We start from the raw sequence: 15,252 nt of genomic DNA, 5'->3' as shown, positions 1-15,252 counted from the left end.
CGGAATGCCGGGCAGGCACGACCGGGCCCGCGCAGGTCGATGGCGATCTCGGCGCCCCGCCCAGGCCGTGCGCGCGGCTCGCTCCACGACCTGGGCGGGGCGGTGAGGATTCCACGTGACACGTCCGGATACGGTGGGCCTCATGACGCTGGACGTGGCGCAGCTGTGCGCGCGGCTCATCCGCTTCGACACGACCAACCGCGGAGGCGGCGACAGCGCGGGCGAGCGTGACGCCGCCGAGCACGTCGCCGCGATCCTGCAGGACAACGGCGTGCCGCCCACGTTGCTCGAACCGGCACCACGGCGCACCAACGTCCTCGCGCGCATCCACGGCACCGACCCCGCGCTGCCCGCCGTGCTGGTCCAGTCGCACCTCGACGTCGTGCCCGCCGACCCCGCCGAGTGGAGCTTCGACCCGTTCGCCGGGGAGATCCGCGACGGGTTCGTGTGCGGGCGCGGCGCGGTGGACATGAAGGACATGGCCGCGATGACGCTCGCCGTGGTCAACCGCTGGCACACCGAGGGGCGCCGGCCGCGCCGGGACGTGGTGCTGGCGTTCGTCGCCGACGAGGAGGACCAGGGCAAGTACGGCGCGCACTGGCTCGTCGAGCACCACGCCGGGTACTTCGCCGGGGTCGAGGCGGCGATCAGCGAGTCCGGCGCGTTTTCCTTCGACGTCGAGGGCACCCGGCTCTACCCCGTCGGGACGGCTGAGCGCGGCACCTCGCACATGAAGCTCACCGCCGTCGGCCGCGCCGGGCACGGGTCGCGGCGCAATCCGCAGAACGCGGTGACCGCCCTGGTCACGTCACTGGCCCGGATCGCCGCGCATGAGCACCCCGTCCGTCTCACGCCGACGGTGGAGGCGTTCCTGGTGGGCGCGGGCAAGGCGCTGGGGGTCGAGGTCGACCTGGACGACGTCGACAGCACGATCGCCCGGCTCGGGCCCGCGGCGAAGCTGGTGGAGAACACCGTGCGGTGCTCGACCACGCCGACGATGGTGCAGGCCGGGTACAAGGTCAACGTCATCCCCGGCACCGCGACCGCGCAGCTCGACGTGCGGACGCTGCCCGGCACCGTCGACGAGCTCGTCACGACCATCGACTCGTTGCTCGAGGACGGCGTGACCCGCGAGTTCCTCGAACACCAGCCGCCGGTCGAGGCGCCGGTGGACACGGCGTGGTTCGCGTCGATGGCCGAGGCGCTGCGCGACGAGGACCCGTCCGGCGTCGTCGTGCCGTACTGCCTGGGTGGCGGCACCGACGCGAAGGCCTTCAGCCAGCTCGGCATCCAGTGCTACGGCTTCTCGCCGTTGCTGCTGCCCGCCGATTTCGACTACCGCTCCATGGCCCACGGCGTGGACGAACGCGTCCCGGTCGCGGGCCTCGAGTTCGGCGTCCGCGTCCTAGACCGTTTCCTGTCGAGCTGACCGCTGCTCCACCAGCTCCCGCACCGGGCTGGGCAGGGTCGTCTCGAAGTCGATCAGCTTCGCCCACGTCGGCGTGACCACGATCCGGACCATGCCGTCGGCGTAGAGCGAACGGACCTCGCGCTCCCACACCACCCGCTGCTCCGCCGTCATCTCGTAGCTGCCGTTCATCTGCAGGTACTCGAACGGGATGCCGTCGGTGTGGTCGAGCTCGGCCGTGCCGCGGATCAGCAGGATCTTCGGCGGGTGGACCTCGGTGTCGATCGTCAGCGCCACCACCGGGTTCGCCTTCAGCGAGTGCAACTTCGGCGCGTTCTTCGAGGTGCACAGGACGAGCTGATCGCCGTTCCAGTGAAACGCGATCGGGATCGAACGCGGCGTGCCGTCCTTGGCCACGTACGCCAGCCTCGTCAGGTCGCGGGCCAGCAGCTCCTGGCTCAGCGGCCGGCCCAGCACCTCGGTGATCTCGTTCTGCCGCATCTGCTTCGTCGTCATGCCCCGGGGACGGAGCCGCCACGACGTTCTCGACACGGCCGCCGAAGGATTTCGGCGAGATTTCTCAGCGGGGCGGCAACGGCAGCGGAACCGCGGGCAGACCGTCGATGCTCGCCTTGTTGTAGTTCTTCTTGTCGGTGTACTCGCGGAACTCCTCGTCGGTCTTGCGGCCGAAGTAGTCCGCGTGCAGCGTCCGTTCCGAGCGGTAGTCCATGAACGGCACCGCGAACCCGCACGTGTCGCTGATCAGCTCCGCCGTCACCACGACCACCGCCCGCAACGCCGGCCCGTCCGCCTCGCCGAACCCCTCGACGAGGTCAGCGAAACGCGGGTCGTCGCGGAACACCGGCTCACCACGGCCGTGCACGCGCACGATGTTCGGCGGACCGTCGAACGCACACCACATCAACGTGATGCGGCCGTTCTCCCGCAGATGCGCGATCGTCTCGGCGTGGCTGCCACCGAAGTCGAGGTAGGCGATCGTGCGGTCGTCGAGGATCCGCAGCGTGCCCTGCCTGCCCTTGGGTGACAGGTTCACGTGACCGTCGCCCGCGAGCGGAGCGCTGGCCACGAAGAACACCTTCTGGTTCTCGATGAACTCCCACAGCCGCGGCTCGATGCGCTCGTATTCCTTACCCATGCTCAGCAGTATTGATCGTCGCGCCCATGCCTGTCAGCGGACTTCCCAGGTCGTGAGCGAGCACGCACTAGTCCGGCAGCAGCGCGCAGGACTGCGGGGTCCGCTTGTAGAGCACGTACCGGCCGTCGCGGTGCTTGGTGACCAGGCCGACGCGGTGCATCGCGCTGAGGTGGTAGGAGATCGTTCCCGGGGTGTAGCCGAGCCGCCGCGCGAGGTCCGTGGTCGAGCGGGCCTGCTCGAGTTCGGCGAGCAGCAGCGCGCGGGCGTCCCCGATCACCGCTCCCAGGTCCCTGCCGTGCCGGGGTGATCCGGTGCCGACCTGGTGCGGGGGAAGGTAGAGGACCGCGTCGTCGGGGCCCTGCACGAGCAGGTCGGGCCAGGACAGCACGCTCGGCGCGAGCACCAGGTCGCGGCCGGAGAAGTCGTGCTCGCCGGTGAAGGCCGAGTCGAGCACGATCGCGCCGCCGGTCCAGGTCAGCTTCGGATGGGCGGTGTTGAGCAGGCGCGCCAGGCCGTGCGTCCGCAGCGTCGTCACCCGCGCGGCGATGTCCTGGTCGATCACCGACTGCAGCGTCGGCCACACCTCGGCCAGTGAGTGCGTCCAGAGCCGGAACAGGCCCGAAGCGAGCCGTTTCGGCATTGTTCCCGATTCCAGCGCCCGGCGAATCGGAACGGGCGCGCACCGGCCCCAGGTCAGGTCGATCGCCTCACCGAGCTGGAATTCGAGCACGTCCTGACCGGTGGCTTCCACGGCGGCGATTTGTTCGTCGAGCAGTTCCGCGGGGCGGGTGGCGCGACCGGGCTGCGGCGTCACGAAGTCCGGCACGTAGGTCGCCCCGGACGGCGGGATCAGCCCGGCCAGCAGGGCCACGTCGGGATGGGTCAGCGCGGAGCGTGCCGAGGGGCCGGGATCACCGAAAACAGGGTGCCGGCGGCCGGTCGCGGCGATCTTGAGCCAGGACATCACCTCGTTCGCCGGCGAGAACGAGAACCGGACCCTGGCGACTGTGTCCGCGTCCACGCGCAGCGTGATCATGACCCCGGAAGCTAGCAACGATTCGAACTGTTTCAAATCCTTTCGCCGGTCCCGGGCCGCTGCGCTGAACTGTGCGGGTCGGCCGAGGGGGCGGACATCACCGCAAGCGAGGGGAATTTGATGATTCGGCACAAGAAAGCAGGCGCCGTTGCCGCCGCACTGGCATCGAGTCTGCTGCTGTCGCTGGCCCAGCCCGCCTCGGCGGCCGTGCGTGGCTGGGTGGTGTCACCGACCTACCCCTACCCGGGCAACTGGCACTGCACCGAGAACTACTTCCCGCCGTCCTCACCGAAGGGCGCGATCGACGTCTGCGTGATCAACTCCCACAACGGCGTCGAGCCGGTCTACAAGGCCGTGCTGGTCGTGTGGAACCTCGGCAACACCGGCTTCCAGATGAGCGCCACGAAGATCAACCTGTGGGCGGGGCCCGCCACGTCGGCCCAGGTCGCCGATGACGGCTGCACCGACAGCGGCCTGTCGGCCAACCGCTACGCCGCCTGTTACGGCACCGCCGTGACGCGCTCCACGGTGTGCAACATCAAGCCCAACGCCAACTCGGTCACCGCCGCCGCCGCCATCAACATCCCGGCCCTGAGCTCCAGCCGGATCACCAGGCAGAGCAAGACGATCCCGGTGAGCTGCTGACAGCTCCACCCGACGGTGTGCCGGGACGGCGAGGGGGCCGTCCCGGCACACACCCGCTCACGCCTGGCCCGACGCCTCCCGCGCCGCCTGCTCCACCCGTGCCCGGTAGGCAGGCCAGTCCTGGTCCGGCAGGTTCGACACGTTCTCCCGCAACCCCGCCTCGCCGTCGAGGCCCTCGCGCAGGATGTCCATGTGCCCGGCGTGCCGGTTCGTCTCCGCGATCATGTGCACCAGCAGCACGTGCAGCGTCACGTAACGGCGCTCCTCCGACCACCACGGCACCACGCCCGGCGCGTCCAGCGGCAGCTCCGCGATCACCGTGTCCGCGAACTCGGTGACACGCTCGTACAGCGCCAGGATCTCCTCACGCGACTCCTCCGCGGTGGCGAACATGTCCGCGTTCGGGTCGGTGTCGTTCTCGATCTGCTCCACCCACGGCAGCTTCTCGCCGAACTCACGGCCCATGCACCCGCCGAAGTACCCCTGCTCGGTGGTGGCCAGGTGCTTGACCAGGCCCAGCAGGTTCGTGCCCGTCGGCGTCAACGGCCGGCGCACGTCGTACTCCGACAACCCGTCGAGCTTCCAGCGCACCGTCGCCCTGGCCACGTTCAGGTAGCGGTGCAGGTCGGTTTTCGGATCTGAGGCCATGCCGATCAGCCTTCCAGAGCCCGGCCAGAGGCGACGGCGATTTCCTCCAGACGAGCGCGATGCCCGGCCCACCACGCCTCCGGCACCGCGGGCATGTTCGAGTTGCCGTCCTGCATGCCGGCCGCGCCGTCGATCAGCTCCCGCACCACGTCCGCGTGGCCGGCATGCCGATGCAGCTCGATCGACACCTGCACCAGCACCTGCCGCAACGTCACCTCACGCCGCCCCGGCGACCACCACGTCACCAGCCCCGGCGCGTCCACGGGCAACGCCGCGATCGTCGCGTCGGCGAACTCCCGCACCCGCGCGTAGAAATCCACCACGGACGCACGCGACTCCTCCAGCTCCGCGTACATGTCCGAGGCCGGTGAGGCGTCCGCGGTCGACCACAGCGGAGGGTCGGGGAACGGCCGGTCGAACACCCGGCCGAAGTAGTTCAGCTCCACCCCGGCCGCGTGCTTCACCAGCCTCAGCAGGTTCGTGCCCGTCGGCGTCACCGGGCGCCGCACGTCGTACTCCGGCAACCCGTCGAGCTTCCACAGCAACGCCGACCGCGCCGCCTCCAGGAACCGGTGCAGCAACGCCTTCTCGCCGATGAGATCCACGAGAAACAGCGTCTCAGACACCACCGGCACTTCCGAGCACCAGCAGATCCAGGTGATCCACCACCGGCCCGCTCTCCACCGCGGCAGCCGCCAGCAGCCGCGCCCGCCCCTGCTCGAACTCCTCCGCGGTCAGCGACCGCAACACCGTGTCCGCCTCCCACCGCACCGTCGGCGCCTTGTCCGCCAACGACTCCGCCGTCACCTGCGGCACCGGCTCCAGCCGCTGCACCGCGAATCCCATCCCGTCCGCCACCTCGGCCACGGTCGGGAACCCGTCGAGCGCCCGCACCGCAGCGGGGAAGAACCGGAACAACCCGACACCGCCATGCCGCTCACGGAACAACGACCGCAACACCACCACTCCGCCCGGCCGCAGCACCCGCCGCAACTCCGCCCCGGCCGCCGCCAGATCCCCCACGTGGTGCACCACCGTGGACATCCACACGACGTCCACCGACCCGTCCGGCAACGGAATCGAGGCCGCGTCCCCGGCGAGCATCGGCAACCCCGACGCCGAGCGCATGTCCGGCGACGGCTCCACCGCGACGACCTCCACGTCCGGGAACCACTCGGCGAACGCCCGCACGAACAACCCGGTCCCCGCCCCCAGGTCGAGCACCGTGCGACCAGGCACGAAGTACGGCGCCACCGCCTCCCGCCACGACGACAACCCCACCAGCGAAATCTCCCGGGCCACCCGGTACGAGGCGGCCTCCACAGCGTCGTAGCGCGTCATCCCACCAGGTAACCGTTACCTCCGGCCCAGCGGAACGCCGAGTCGGTCATTTGAGGTAACCGTCACCTCGCGGGTCTTGCTCACGCACGGCCAAGCGCACGTTCGATCACAAACCTTCGCGGTCCCACCAGGTAAACCCATACGGATGGCGGGATGACAGTGGGCCTTCACACGGACTAAACATTGCGGAGCCATGTCCCTGCCGTGGTACGAAAGGGTTGCCCTGCATGCGAAAGAGCCATCTCAGACCCCTGATCGGGGTCACCGTCGCCGCGAGCGTCGTGTTCGCCATGGGAGGCGTGCCCACCGGCGCTGCTCCCGGCGCTCAGGAAACGACGACGAACTACCAGGTCAGCAACGTTCGCACCGCTGAACAGCGCACCAAGGTCGCCAAGTCCGGTGCCGCCATCGACTCGGTCGAGGAGCACGGCATCGTCGTGATCACCGCGACCGAGCGCGAGGTGAAGAGCCTCAGGGCCCAGGGCTTCGAGGTCGCCGAGCTGCCCAAGCGGATGGAGGCGAACTCCGAGATCGGGCCGTTCGACTTCCCCGCCGCGGACTCGAACTACCACAACTACGCCGAGATGACCGCCGAGATCAACGCCGCGGTCGCGGCCTACCCGAACATCCTGAGCAAGCAGGTCATCGGCAAGTCGTACGAGAACCGCGACATCATCGCGCTCAAGATCAGCGACAACGTCGGCGTCGACGAGAACGAGCCGGAGGTGCTGTTCACGCACCACCAGCACGCCCGTGAGCACCTCACCGTCGAGATGGCGCTGTACACGATCAAGGAGTTCACGACCAAGTACGGCTCCGAAGCGCGGCTCACGGACCTCGTGAACACCCGCGAGATCTGGGTCATCCCGGACGTCAACCCCGACGGCGGCGAGTACGACATCGCGACCGGCAGCTACCGGTCGTGGCGCAAGAACCGGCAGCCCAACGCCGGATCGGCCAACGTCGGCACCGACCTCAACCGCAACTGGGGCTACAAGTGGGGCTGCTGCGGCGGTTCGTCTGGCAGCACCGGCTCTGACACCTACCGCGGGCCGAGCGCGGAGTCCGCGCCCGAGGTGAAGGTCGTGGCCGACTTCGTGCGCGGCCGCAACGTCGGTGGCAAGCAGCAGATCACCTCGTCGATCGACTTCCACACCTACAGCCAGCTCATCCTGTGGCCGTGGGGCTGGACCTACGACGACATCGCGCCCGGCCTGACCCAGGACCAGCGCGACACGTTCGCGACCATCGGCCAGTCCATGGCGCAGAGCAACGGCTACACGCCCGAGCAGTCCAGCGACCTGTACATCACCGACGGGTCGATCCCCGACTGGCTGTGGGGCGCGCAGGGCGTCTTCGCCTACACCTTCGAGATGTACCCCGGCAGCTCGGGCGGCGGCGGCTTCTACCCGCCCGACGAGGTCATCCCGGCCCAGACCTCCCGCAACAAGGAGGCCGTGCTGCAACTGCTGGAGCGCGCCGACTGCCCGTACGAGGCCATCGGCAAGGAACAGCAGTACTGCGGCGTGACCCAGCCGCCGGGCAAGTACTTCGAGAACGCCGCGAACTTCACGATCAGCGACAACAGCACGATCAACTCGCCGATCACGGTGTCCGAGGTGACCGGCAACGCCCCGGCCACCCTCAAGGTCGCGGTGGACATCAAGCACACCTACCAGGGCGACCTGAAGGTCGACCTGGTCGCGCCGGACGGCACCGTCTACGTCCTGCACAACCGCACCGGCGGCGGCACGGACAACATCAACACCACCTACACCGTCAACGCCTCCAGCGAGGTCGCCAACGGCGGCTGGCAGCTGCGGGTCAACGACAACGCGGCCCAGGACACCGGGTTCCTCGACAAGTGGAGCCTGCAGTTCTGAACCGTCTGAGATGAGCCGTCAGGGCGCCGGAACGCCGGCGCCCTGACGCTCGTAGTCCTTGACGCGCATCGAGTCGTGCAGCCGGATGCCCTTCGAGTTGAGCTTGGCCAGCGGCCGCACCAGCCACGACGGCAACGACGTCACCAGTTGCATGCCGCGCACCAGAGCCGTCACACCCGCACGCGACGACGGGATCAGCGTCTTCGCCACGCCCAGCGCGAACGCCCTGCTGGCGTGCACCAGATCACGCATCTCGCTCTCGTAGCGCGCGAACGCCGCCTCGTGGTCCGACCCCTGTGACAACTCGCCGGCCAGCACGTACGCGCCCAGCACGGCGAGGCTCGTGCTGCCGCCGATCGCCGGACCAGGGCAGTACGCGGCGTCGCCCACCAGCGCCACCCGCCCGCGCGACCACGTGTCGGTGGTCAGCTGGGTGATCGAGTCGAAGTAGAACACCCGGTCCTCGTCGAGGTAGCGCATCCACTCGTCGACCTCGGGGTGGAGCCCGGCGAACGCCTCCCGGAGCAGCTGCTTCTGCCGCACCACGTCCCGGTGGTGGTACTCGAGCTCGGCTGAGCGGAACAGGAACACCGCCCGCGCGTCGTCGATGTGCTGTGCCCCGTACACCTGCGCACTGCGCCCGGGCCCGATGTGCCCGCTCATCGCCCCCGGCACGCCCAGCTCCCGCGGCACCGACAACACCGCCAGATACGCGCCCGCGAACGTCTTCGCGACCTCCCCGAACACCAGCCGCCGCACGTTCGAATGCAACCCGTCCGCCCCGATGACCAGGTCGAACCGCCGCGGCGCGCCCACCTCGAAAGTGACCGCCCCGTCGTCGTCGACGGACGTGATCGAGTCGCCGAACACGTACTCGACGTCCTCACGCGTGGCGTCGTAGTAGATCTCGCTCAGGTCGTCGCGCATGACCTCGACGTGCCGGTCCGACGCGGCCGCGAAGATCTTCGTGACATCACCGCTGATCGGCTTGCGCGTCCCCTCGCGCAGGAACTTCAGCCGCGTGGTCCCGGTCGCCAACGCCTCGATCCGCGGCAGCACGCCCATCCGCTCCGAGATGTCCATCGCCGGCTTGAACAGGTCCACCGCGTGCCCACCGGTCTTGCGCAGCACCGGCGACCGCTCGACCACCGTCACCTGATGCCCGTACCGCGTGAGCCAGTACGCCAGCACCGGACCCGCGATGCTCGCCCCGGAAACGAGAATCCGCACGTCAAACCCCCTTACTTAACGGTCGGTAAGCCACTCCGGCGAGCCTACACCCAGATTTACCGACTGTTAAGTAAGATTCGGCCGTGGCCAGACCGTCCGACACCAAGAAGCGGATCATGCAGACCGCGCGGGAACTGTTCGCCACCAAGGGCGTGCAGCAGACCAGCCTGCAGGAGATCGCCGACCGCCTCGGCATCACCAAACCCGCGCTCTACTACCACTTCGCCTCACGCGACGACCTGATCCGCAGCATCGTCACCCCACTGCTCGACGACGGCGAGACCTTCCTCGCCCGCATGGAGGAACGCGACGACGTGGCGCCCCTCGAACTCATCGAGGGCTTCTTCGACTTCCACCACCGCCACCGCGCCGACGTGCTGCTGCTGCTCTCCGAACTGACCACGCTCGCCGAACTGGGCCTGATCGACGTCGTGCTCGCCTGGCGCGCCCGCCTCACCCACCTCGTGTTCGGCCCCAACCCCACGCTGGAACAGCAGGCACGCGCCGTGCTGGCGTTCGGCGGCATGCAGGACTGCACCATGCAGTTCCCCGACGCGCCGTTCGACGAACTGCGCGCCGCAACGGTGACGGCCGCGAGCGCCGCGCTCGGCCTGGACCGTCAGACCCGCTGACCAGAATCGAAATTGGGGGAACCCGGCCAGCGCCGTGTGTGTGGTGCGCTGCCATAGACCGTTCGGCCTCTCCCGATCAACGCCCGCGTGGACGACCATCACGCGGGTGACCCTCCGCCACGCCTGGGTGCTGCCGCTGACACCCACGGCCGTCGTGCTGCTCATCGCGGTCGCCCTGATCCCGATCACGGCTCCCACCGACGAACGCGTGTGGCTGCTCGGCCTCCTGATCACCGCCGCGCTGCTCGCCACCGCCGCGGCGGCCACCCGCATCTCCGGCGAGCCCACGACCAGGCCGCGGGCGATCGCCGCCGGCACCGGGGTCCTGACCGCTGCCACGCCGTTCGTGGTCGGCGGCGTCCTCGGCGGCCCAACGGAAGCGCTGGTCGTCGTGCCGTGGCTGATCTTCGGCCTGGGCGCCGCGTACTGGCAGCTGCGGCTGTGCGAGGGAGCGCGGTCACGGCCGCTGCACGCCGCCATAGGATTCGGCTACACCTTCGCCTTCACCGCCGTGACGCTGTTGTTCGCAGTGCTGTCGGCACGGCTGATCGACTGATGAGAATCGGCTCTCAAAACCACTCTCAGTTGACCTGGGCGCGGGGTAGGGTCCGGCAACCGAATTACACGCGGGGAGAGACATGCGCGCCGTCGAGATCAGACCTGGGGTCCGGATCCGCTGGGTGGAAGTGCCGGGTGCCTCGCCCGCCCGCGTGTACCTGCACGGCCTCGGCGCGTCGTCCGCGCCGTACTACGCCGAGGCGGTCGCGCATCCGCTGCTCGCCGGGCGCCGCAGCCTCATGATGGACATGCTCGGGTTCGGCATCAGCGACCGCCCGACCGGGTTCGCCTACTCGCTGGAGGGCCACGCCGACGCGCTGGCGGTGGCGCTGGCCAAGATCGGCCTGCGGCGCAGCGAGATCATCGGTCACAGCATGGGCGGCGCCGTCGCCATCGTGCTCGCCGCGCGGCATCCCGAGATGGTGCGCTCGCTCGTGCTCGTCGACCCGCACGTCGACCCCGCCTCGCCCTCGCTCGGCGCGCCCGGCAGCCGGGGCATCGCCGCCTACGGTGAGGCCGACTTCCTGTCCCACGGCTTCGACCGCGTCCTGCGCGACGTCGGTCCGCACTGGGCCGCCACCATGCGCATGGCCGGCCGCGAAGCCCTCTACCGCAGCGCCGTCGACCTCGTGCGCGGCACCTCGCCGACCATGCGGAAGCTGTTGCTGGAACTCGAGATCCCGCGCGTCTTCCTGCACCCCGAGGAAGCCCCGCCGCGTGGCGCCCGCGAGCTCACCGCCGCCGGCGTCCAGGTCATCTCCGTGCCGAACACCGGCCACAACATCATGATCGACAACGTCGAGGGCTTCGCACGCGCCGTCGCCCAGCAGCGCCTGTCGGTCTAGCCCAGCTCGCGCTCGATCGCGCCGGACAGCAGCTCACGCGCCCGTTCCAACGTCAGCGAGCCGCTGTGCCAGCGCTCGCTCAAGCCTTCGACCAGCGCGGTGAGACGCTCCGCGGCGGCCGCCGCGTCCACGTCCGGATTCGCTTGGCGGACAAGGGTTTCGACGTCGGCGTTCCAGGCGTCCGTTGCTGTCAGCAACGTCGACCGCAGCTCCTCGTGGAACGCCGCGCTGGCCCGCAGCTCACCCCACGCCACGCTGGTCTCCCGCACGTGCTCGGTGTCCTGCAGCTCGCCCAGCAGCATCTGCTCGACCTGCTCCCGCGGATCGTCCGGCACCACGCCGGACGTGTAGGTCTGCGCGCGGTGGTTCACGTGCTCCAGCGCCGCCCGCAGAATCCCGGCGCGGTCCTTGAAGTGGTAGTAGATCAACGCCGTGGACACCCCGGCCTCGGCCGCGAGCTTCTCGACGCGCAACCCGCGCACACCGTCCTGCGCGATCACCCGCACCGCGGCCTCGAGCATCTGGGTCCTGCGCTCCGACACGTCCGTCCTCACCTGGGTTGCTGCCGGCCTGGTTCCTGCTGGGTGGTGCAGTGGATGCCGCCACCACCCGACGCGATGCCGTCGATGTTGATCTGCACCACCGTACGGCCGGGAAACAACCGTTCCAACGTCGACTTCGCCGCCGCGTCCGCCCGAGCGTCACCGAACTCCGGCCCGATCACCGCACCGTTGCACACGTAGAAGTTCACGTACCCACCGGCGAAGTCGGGATCCGGCACCCGCACCGTCGACGGCGCCTCGAGCACCTCGACCCGCAACGCCCGGCCGTCCGCGTCCGTCGCCGTCTTGAGGATCTCCAGGTGACGACGCGTCACGTCGTAGTCGAACGACTCGGGATCGTTGTCCAGCCCCGCCACCACCACACCGGCACCGGCGAACCGGGCGTAGAAGTCCGTGTGCCCGTCGGTGATGTCCTTCCCCGCGATGCCCGGCAGCCAGATCACCTTCCGGATCCCGAGCAGCCGCCCCAGCTCCTCCTCGACATCGGGCTTCGTCCAGCCCCGATTGCGGTTGCCGTTGAGCACACAGCTCTCGGTGATGATCGCCGTGCCCTCACCGTCGACCTCCAGCGCACCACCTTCGAGCACCAGATCCGTCCGCACCCGCTCAACGCCCGCACGCCCGGCCACGAACCCCGCGACCTTCGCGTCCCGCCGATGCCCCTGCTTGCCGCCCCAGCCGTTGAAGTTGAAGTCCACCGCCGCACCGCGCACGAACACCGGCCCGGTGTCGCGCATCCACAGGTCGTCGAGCTCCGCGGCCACCAGCTCCACACCAGGACCGGTCAGCTTCTCGGCCGCCTCCAGGTCCTCGGCCCGCACCAGCATCGACACCGGCTCGAACCGGGCGATCGTGGTCGCGATCGCCGCCAGATCCCGCCGCACCCGCGGCGCGAGGTCACGGCCCCAGATCCGCTCGTCGGCCACGAACGCCATCCACGTCCGCGCGTGCGGCTCGCCCTCCTCGGGCATCAGCCACGTCCTGCCGCCGGTGTCGTCCCCGCAGCCGGCGATCAGACCGCTCATGGCTGCTGCCGCCGACTGCACGAAAGTTCGCCGGTTCATGGCGCCACGGTAACCCTGACTGAAATTTCAGTCAAACCGTTCCAGCTGGTCAGCCCATTGCTGCGCTGCTCAGCACCGGCGTTCGGTGTACTTGCTCCAGCCGTCCTCACCGAGCGACACGACGCCGAGCGCGCGCGTGCACTGGTTGATCGTGCTCGTGGCGTTCGACCACACCTCGCGCTGGTCGACGCGGCCGATCACCTTGCCGTGGTTCTTCCCGTCGTCGGTCGTGACCGCGGCGGTGACGTGGAACAGGTCGTGCCTCGCGGCCCAATCCGCCCACACGAAGACGTAGCCCCAGTTCTTGCCGCAGCCCGCGAACTGCTTCACCGAGGCGGCGGTCTGACCGTCGGCGAACTTCACGTACGCGGTCGACCCGATCTGCCGGGCCGACGCGCAGCCCGGCGGCGTCTCGGCGTGCGCGACGCCCGGCGCGAGCAAGGACGCCAGGGCGGCGGCGATGATCAGCAATGCCTTCTTCATGATCGGCACTCTGGCAGCGGCTGCTGACACCGCCCTGACTCGCTCAGCGGCGCTTGGCCGTCGCGGTCCAGTGCGAGGGGCGGGTCAGCGTGGCCGGAAGCTTTGTCCTGGCGTTGCCGCGGGCTGCGTTGACCTGCGGCTGAGTGAGGAACAGGCAGGTGCTCAGGTCCGCGCCGGCGAGGTCGGCGCCGCGCAGGTCGGCACCGATCATGTCCGCCCGCGACAGGTCGGAGTTCGTGAGGTCCGCGCCGATCAGGTAGGCGCCGCGGAAGTCGGCGCTGCCGAGGTTCTTGTTCCGCAGCCGCGCGCCGATCAGGTCCGCGCCGCGGCAGGACTTCGCGCTGGTCCGCAGCCGTTCGCTGGTGCGCAGCAGCAGGACGTTCACCTTGGCGCGGATCTCCGCGACGTCGAGCCGCAGGATGTCGTCCGGGCCGGCGACCGTGTGCGCCTCGACCTCGCTGTAGGCGGCGTCGAGGTCGTCGTGCGGGTCGAGCCGGCGGGCCTCGGCGAGGTACCAGAGCAGTTCGTGCAGCTGCCGCACGACGGGGAAGACGTCGAACATCTTCTGCCGCTCACCGGTGCGCCAGTCGTTGCCCGCGAACACCGTCTGCGACACGCGCTGACCCGCGCCGAAGCAGTCGTAGACCGTGCAGCCGGAATAGCCCTTCTGCCGCAACTGGTCGTGGATGCCGCACCGGTGATCGGCCAGCAGGTTGCGGCACGGCGTACCCGCGTCCTTGGTGGCGGCGAAATCCGCCGACCTGGCGAACGGCAGCGCGACGCAGCACAACCCGAAACAGTTGGCGCAGTCGCCCTTCAGCTCGTCCATCACCGATCAGGATACGGACCGCCGCCGCCACTCCTTGAGCTGCCTGCTGAACTCCTTGCGGCCGGTGATCTCGACGTCGGGGCCGGGATCCAACGCCATGGCGCCCATCTCCGTGACGTGGTCGTCCCCGACCTTCCAGATGCCCCTGACACCGGCCGCGGCCGCCTTGTTGGCACGGTTGAGCATGTAGCCCGCGCGTTGCCACGAGATCTGCGCGATCACCGGTCTCCACGCGTCATGACCTTCGGCCAGCAGGTCGGAGCCGAAGCCGTTGGCCCGGATGATGCTCTCGGCCTCGCTGATCAACCCGGCCAGCATTCCGTCCACCTCGTGCAACGCCTCCGCCAACCCGCTACCCGCCACCAGTCTCGGACGCAGGGCGTGCACCACGTTCGTCAGTCTCACCAACGGCAGGCAGTCCTGGACGACCACCTTCGGCATGCCTTTTCGCTGGCAGACCTTGTACAGCGACATGGCGACGGGCACCGACGGCAACGCATTGAGCAGCGCGCCGAGGCGTGCCCGCAGCACGGTGGCGTCGGTCGCCGGGTCGCTCAGCGACTGCGTGACCGTGGTGAGCCGGGCGCGCGAGACAGTGGCGTGGTCACCGAGAAACGACACCATCTGCAGGGCGATGAGCACCGGATGGTCGCCGCGCTTGCCGCCGTGCTTGAACTTGTTCTCCCGCCAGTAGTCCAGCCCTTTGGACTTGGCGAAGTCCTTTTCGAACGTCTCCCACCGGTTGGTCTTGTCGTGGTTCTCGCCGACGATGTTGAACTTGCCCTCCGTGACGGCCCGTTGCACCGCCCGATTTCCCGCGAGCGCCTGCAGCCCCAGCAACGCACGTCCGGGAAGATGTCCGTGAGCACCCACCGCAGACCTCCTGTGCGCCGTTCAGTCCAATGGTGCTGAACCGTTCGGCCCCGGACAA

General features: G+C 69.3%; 18 protein-coding genes. 6 read left to right on the top strand and 12 right to left on the bottom strand.

The annotated features are described in order from the left end of the window. Positions 1–142: 142 nt before the first annotated feature. A complete protein-coding gene (locus SK803_RS09450; RefSeq protein ID WP_319965444.1) occupies positions 143–1,429 on the top strand; it encodes a M20/M25/M40 family metallo-hydrolase in 1,287 nt (428 codons plus the stop codon). On the opposite strand, the gene SK803_RS09445 is transcribed toward SK803_RS09450, so the two are convergent. From SK803_RS09445 to SK803_RS09435, 3 genes are all read right to left on the bottom strand, one after another. After that, on the bottom strand, positions 1,406–1,909 hold the full coding sequence (locus SK803_RS09445; RefSeq protein WP_319965608.1) for a pyridoxamine 5'-phosphate oxidase family protein: 504 nt from the start codon (positions 1,907–1,909) through the stop codon (positions 1,406–1,408). The genes SK803_RS09450 and SK803_RS09445 overlap by 24 nt on opposite strands. 79 nt (positions 1,910–1,988) lie before the next feature. Next, on the bottom strand, positions 1,989–2,564 hold the full coding sequence (locus SK803_RS09440; RefSeq protein ID WP_319965443.1) for a pyridoxamine 5'-phosphate oxidase family protein: 576 nt from the start codon (positions 2,562–2,564) through the stop codon (positions 1,989–1,991). A gap of 67 nt (positions 2,565–2,631) precedes the next feature. Continuing rightward, positions 2,632–3,600 carry an ArsR family transcriptional regulator gene (locus SK803_RS09435; protein WP_319965442.1) on the bottom strand — a complete coding sequence of 323 codons (969 nt, stop codon included), beginning with the start codon at positions 3,598–3,600 and terminating at the stop codon, positions 2,632–2,634. A gap of 120 nt (positions 3,601–3,720) precedes the next feature. Here SK803_RS09435 and SK803_RS09430 point away from each other — a divergent pair, with 120 nt between their 5' ends. Further along, the gene (locus tag SK803_RS09430; protein WP_319965441.1) at positions 3,721–4,245 is read left to right on the top strand and encodes a hypothetical protein; all 525 of its coding nucleotides are present in this window, start codon (positions 3,721–3,723) and stop codon (positions 4,243–4,245) included. Between the two features lie 57 nt (positions 4,246–4,302). On the opposite strand, the gene SK803_RS09425 is transcribed toward SK803_RS09430, so the two are convergent. Genes SK803_RS09425 through SK803_RS09415 form a run of 3 tightly spaced genes read right to left on the bottom strand, consistent with a single transcriptional unit; the run spans position 4,303 to position 6,234 of the window. Next, on the bottom strand, positions 4,303–4,893 hold the full coding sequence (locus tag SK803_RS09425) for a DinB family protein (protein ID WP_319965440.1): 591 nt from the start codon (positions 4,891–4,893) through the stop codon (positions 4,303–4,305). 5 nt (positions 4,894–4,898) lie between these two features. Continuing rightward, a complete protein-coding gene (locus SK803_RS09420; protein WP_319965439.1) occupies positions 4,899–5,519 on the bottom strand; it encodes a DinB family protein in 621 nt (206 codons plus the stop codon). After that, positions 5,512–6,234: a class I SAM-dependent methyltransferase gene (locus SK803_RS09415; RefSeq protein WP_319965438.1), complete on the bottom strand. Its 723-nt coding sequence runs from the start codon at positions 6,232–6,234 to the stop codon at positions 5,512–5,514. The genes SK803_RS09420 and SK803_RS09415 overlap by 8 nt, the downstream gene beginning before the upstream one ends. Positions 6,235–6,461: 227 nt before the next feature. On the opposite strand from SK803_RS09415, the gene SK803_RS09410 reads away from it, so the two are divergent. Further along, positions 6,462–8,117, top strand: a complete 1,656-nt coding sequence (locus tag SK803_RS09410; RefSeq protein ID WP_319965437.1) for a M14 family metallopeptidase — start codon at positions 6,462–6,464, stop codon at positions 8,115–8,117. Between the two features lie 18 nt (positions 8,118–8,135). On the opposite strand, the gene SK803_RS09405 is transcribed toward SK803_RS09410, so the two are convergent. Next, positions 8,136–9,347: an FAD-dependent monooxygenase gene (locus SK803_RS09405; RefSeq protein ID WP_319965436.1), complete on the bottom strand. Its 1,212-nt coding sequence runs from the start codon at positions 9,345–9,347 to the stop codon at positions 8,136–8,138. An 83-nt stretch (positions 9,348–9,430) separates the two neighbouring features. Between SK803_RS09405 and SK803_RS09400 the strand changes: the two genes are divergently transcribed. The 3 genes from SK803_RS09400 to SK803_RS09390 all read left to right on the top strand — a co-directional run bounded on the left by SK803_RS09400 (position 9,431) and on the right by SK803_RS09390 (position 11,382). Further along, positions 9,431–9,979 carry a TetR/AcrR family transcriptional regulator gene (locus SK803_RS09400; protein ID WP_319965435.1) on the top strand — a complete coding sequence of 183 codons (549 nt, stop codon included), beginning with the start codon at positions 9,431–9,433 and terminating at the stop codon, positions 9,977–9,979. A gap of 106 nt (positions 9,980–10,085) precedes the next feature. After that, positions 10,086–10,535 carry a hypothetical protein gene (locus tag SK803_RS09395; protein ID WP_319965434.1) on the top strand — a complete coding sequence of 150 codons (450 nt, stop codon included), beginning with the start codon at positions 10,086–10,088 and terminating at the stop codon, positions 10,533–10,535. Positions 10,536–10,617: 82 nt separating this feature from the next. Further along, a complete protein-coding gene (locus tag SK803_RS09390) occupies positions 10,618–11,382 on the top strand; it encodes an alpha/beta fold hydrolase (protein ID WP_319965433.1) in 765 nt (254 codons plus the stop codon). On the opposite strand, the gene SK803_RS09385 is transcribed toward SK803_RS09390, so the two are convergent. The 5 genes from SK803_RS09385 to SK803_RS09365 form a co-directional block, all read right to left on the bottom strand. Next, positions 11,379–11,924 carry a TetR/AcrR family transcriptional regulator gene (locus tag SK803_RS09385; RefSeq protein WP_319965432.1) on the bottom strand — a complete coding sequence of 182 codons (546 nt, stop codon included), beginning with the start codon at positions 11,922–11,924 and terminating at the stop codon, positions 11,379–11,381. The genes SK803_RS09390 and SK803_RS09385 overlap by 4 nt on opposite strands. Before the next feature lie 8 nt (positions 11,925–11,932). Then, positions 11,933–13,009, bottom strand: a complete 1,077-nt coding sequence (locus SK803_RS09380) for an agmatine deiminase family protein (RefSeq protein ID WP_319965431.1) — start codon at positions 13,007–13,009, stop codon at positions 11,933–11,935. 69 nt (positions 13,010–13,078) lie between these two features. After that, the gene (locus SK803_RS09375) at positions 13,079–13,492 is read right to left on the bottom strand and encodes a hypothetical protein (RefSeq protein ID WP_319965430.1); all 414 of its coding nucleotides are present in this window, start codon (positions 13,490–13,492) and stop codon (positions 13,079–13,081) included. Between the two features lie 43 nt (positions 13,493–13,535). Further along, complete coding sequence (locus tag SK803_RS09370) at positions 13,536–14,321, bottom strand: pentapeptide repeat-containing protein (RefSeq protein WP_319965429.1); 786 nt, start codon at positions 14,319–14,321, stop codon at positions 13,536–13,538. 6 nt (positions 14,322–14,327) lie between these two features. Beyond that, positions 14,328–15,194: a hypothetical protein gene (locus tag SK803_RS09365; protein WP_319965428.1), complete on the bottom strand. Its 867-nt coding sequence runs from the start codon at positions 15,192–15,194 to the stop codon at positions 14,328–14,330. Between the last annotated feature and the right edge of the window lie 58 nt (positions 15,195–15,252).

The sequence above is a fragment of the Lentzea miocenica genome, from assembly GCF_033949945.1.
GTDB classification, from domain to species: domain Bacteria; phylum Actinomycetota; class Actinomycetes; order Mycobacteriales; family Pseudonocardiaceae; genus Lentzea; species Lentzea miocenica.
Note: the sequence above shows the minus strand (reverse complement) of the source record. Positions and strands in the feature narration are given on the sequence as shown.

What these genes read in the sequence shown, in the direction of transcription:
- SK803_RS09430 (WP_319965441.1), top strand. Translation starts at nt 3,721, where the DNA reads ATGATTCGGCACAAGAAAGCAGGCGCCGTTGCCGCCGCACTGGCATCG.
- SK803_RS09450 (WP_319965444.1), top strand. Translation starts at nt 143, where the DNA reads ATGACGCTGGACGTGGCGCAGCTGTGCGCGCGGCTCATCCGCTTCGAC.
- SK803_RS09380 (WP_319965431.1), bottom strand. Translation starts at nt 13,009, where the DNA reads ATGAACCGGCGAACTTTCGTGCAGTCGGCGGCAGCAGCCATGAGCGGT.
- SK803_RS09415 (WP_319965438.1), bottom strand. Translation starts at nt 6,234, where the DNA reads ATGACGCGCTACGACGCTGTGGAGGCCGCCTCGTACCGGGTGGCCCGG.
- SK803_RS09440 (WP_319965443.1), bottom strand. Translation starts at nt 2,564, where the DNA reads ATGGGTAAGGAATACGAGCGCATCGAGCCGCGGCTGTGGGAGTTCATC.
- SK803_RS09375 (WP_319965430.1), bottom strand. Translation starts at nt 13,492, where the DNA reads ATGAAGAAGGCATTGCTGATCATCGCCGCCGCCCTGGCGTCCTTGCTC.
- SK803_RS09435 (WP_319965442.1), bottom strand. Translation starts at nt 3,600, where the DNA reads ATGATCACGCTGCGCGTGGACGCGGACACAGTCGCCAGGGTCCGGTTC.
- SK803_RS09390 (WP_319965433.1), top strand. Translation starts at nt 10,618, where the DNA reads ATGCGCGCCGTCGAGATCAGACCTGGGGTCCGGATCCGCTGGGTGGAA.
- SK803_RS09445 (WP_319965608.1), bottom strand. Translation starts at nt 1,909, where the DNA reads ATGCGGCAGAACGAGATCACCGAGGTGCTGGGCCGGCCGCTGAGCCAG.
- SK803_RS09370 (WP_319965429.1), bottom strand. Translation starts at nt 14,321, where the DNA reads ATGGACGAGCTGAAGGGCGACTGCGCCAACTGTTTCGGGTTGTGCTGC.
- SK803_RS09410 (WP_319965437.1), top strand. Translation starts at nt 6,462, where the DNA reads ATGCGAAAGAGCCATCTCAGACCCCTGATCGGGGTCACCGTCGCCGCG.
- SK803_RS09425 (WP_319965440.1), bottom strand. Translation starts at nt 4,893, where the DNA reads ATGGCCTCAGATCCGAAAACCGACCTGCACCGCTACCTGAACGTGGCC.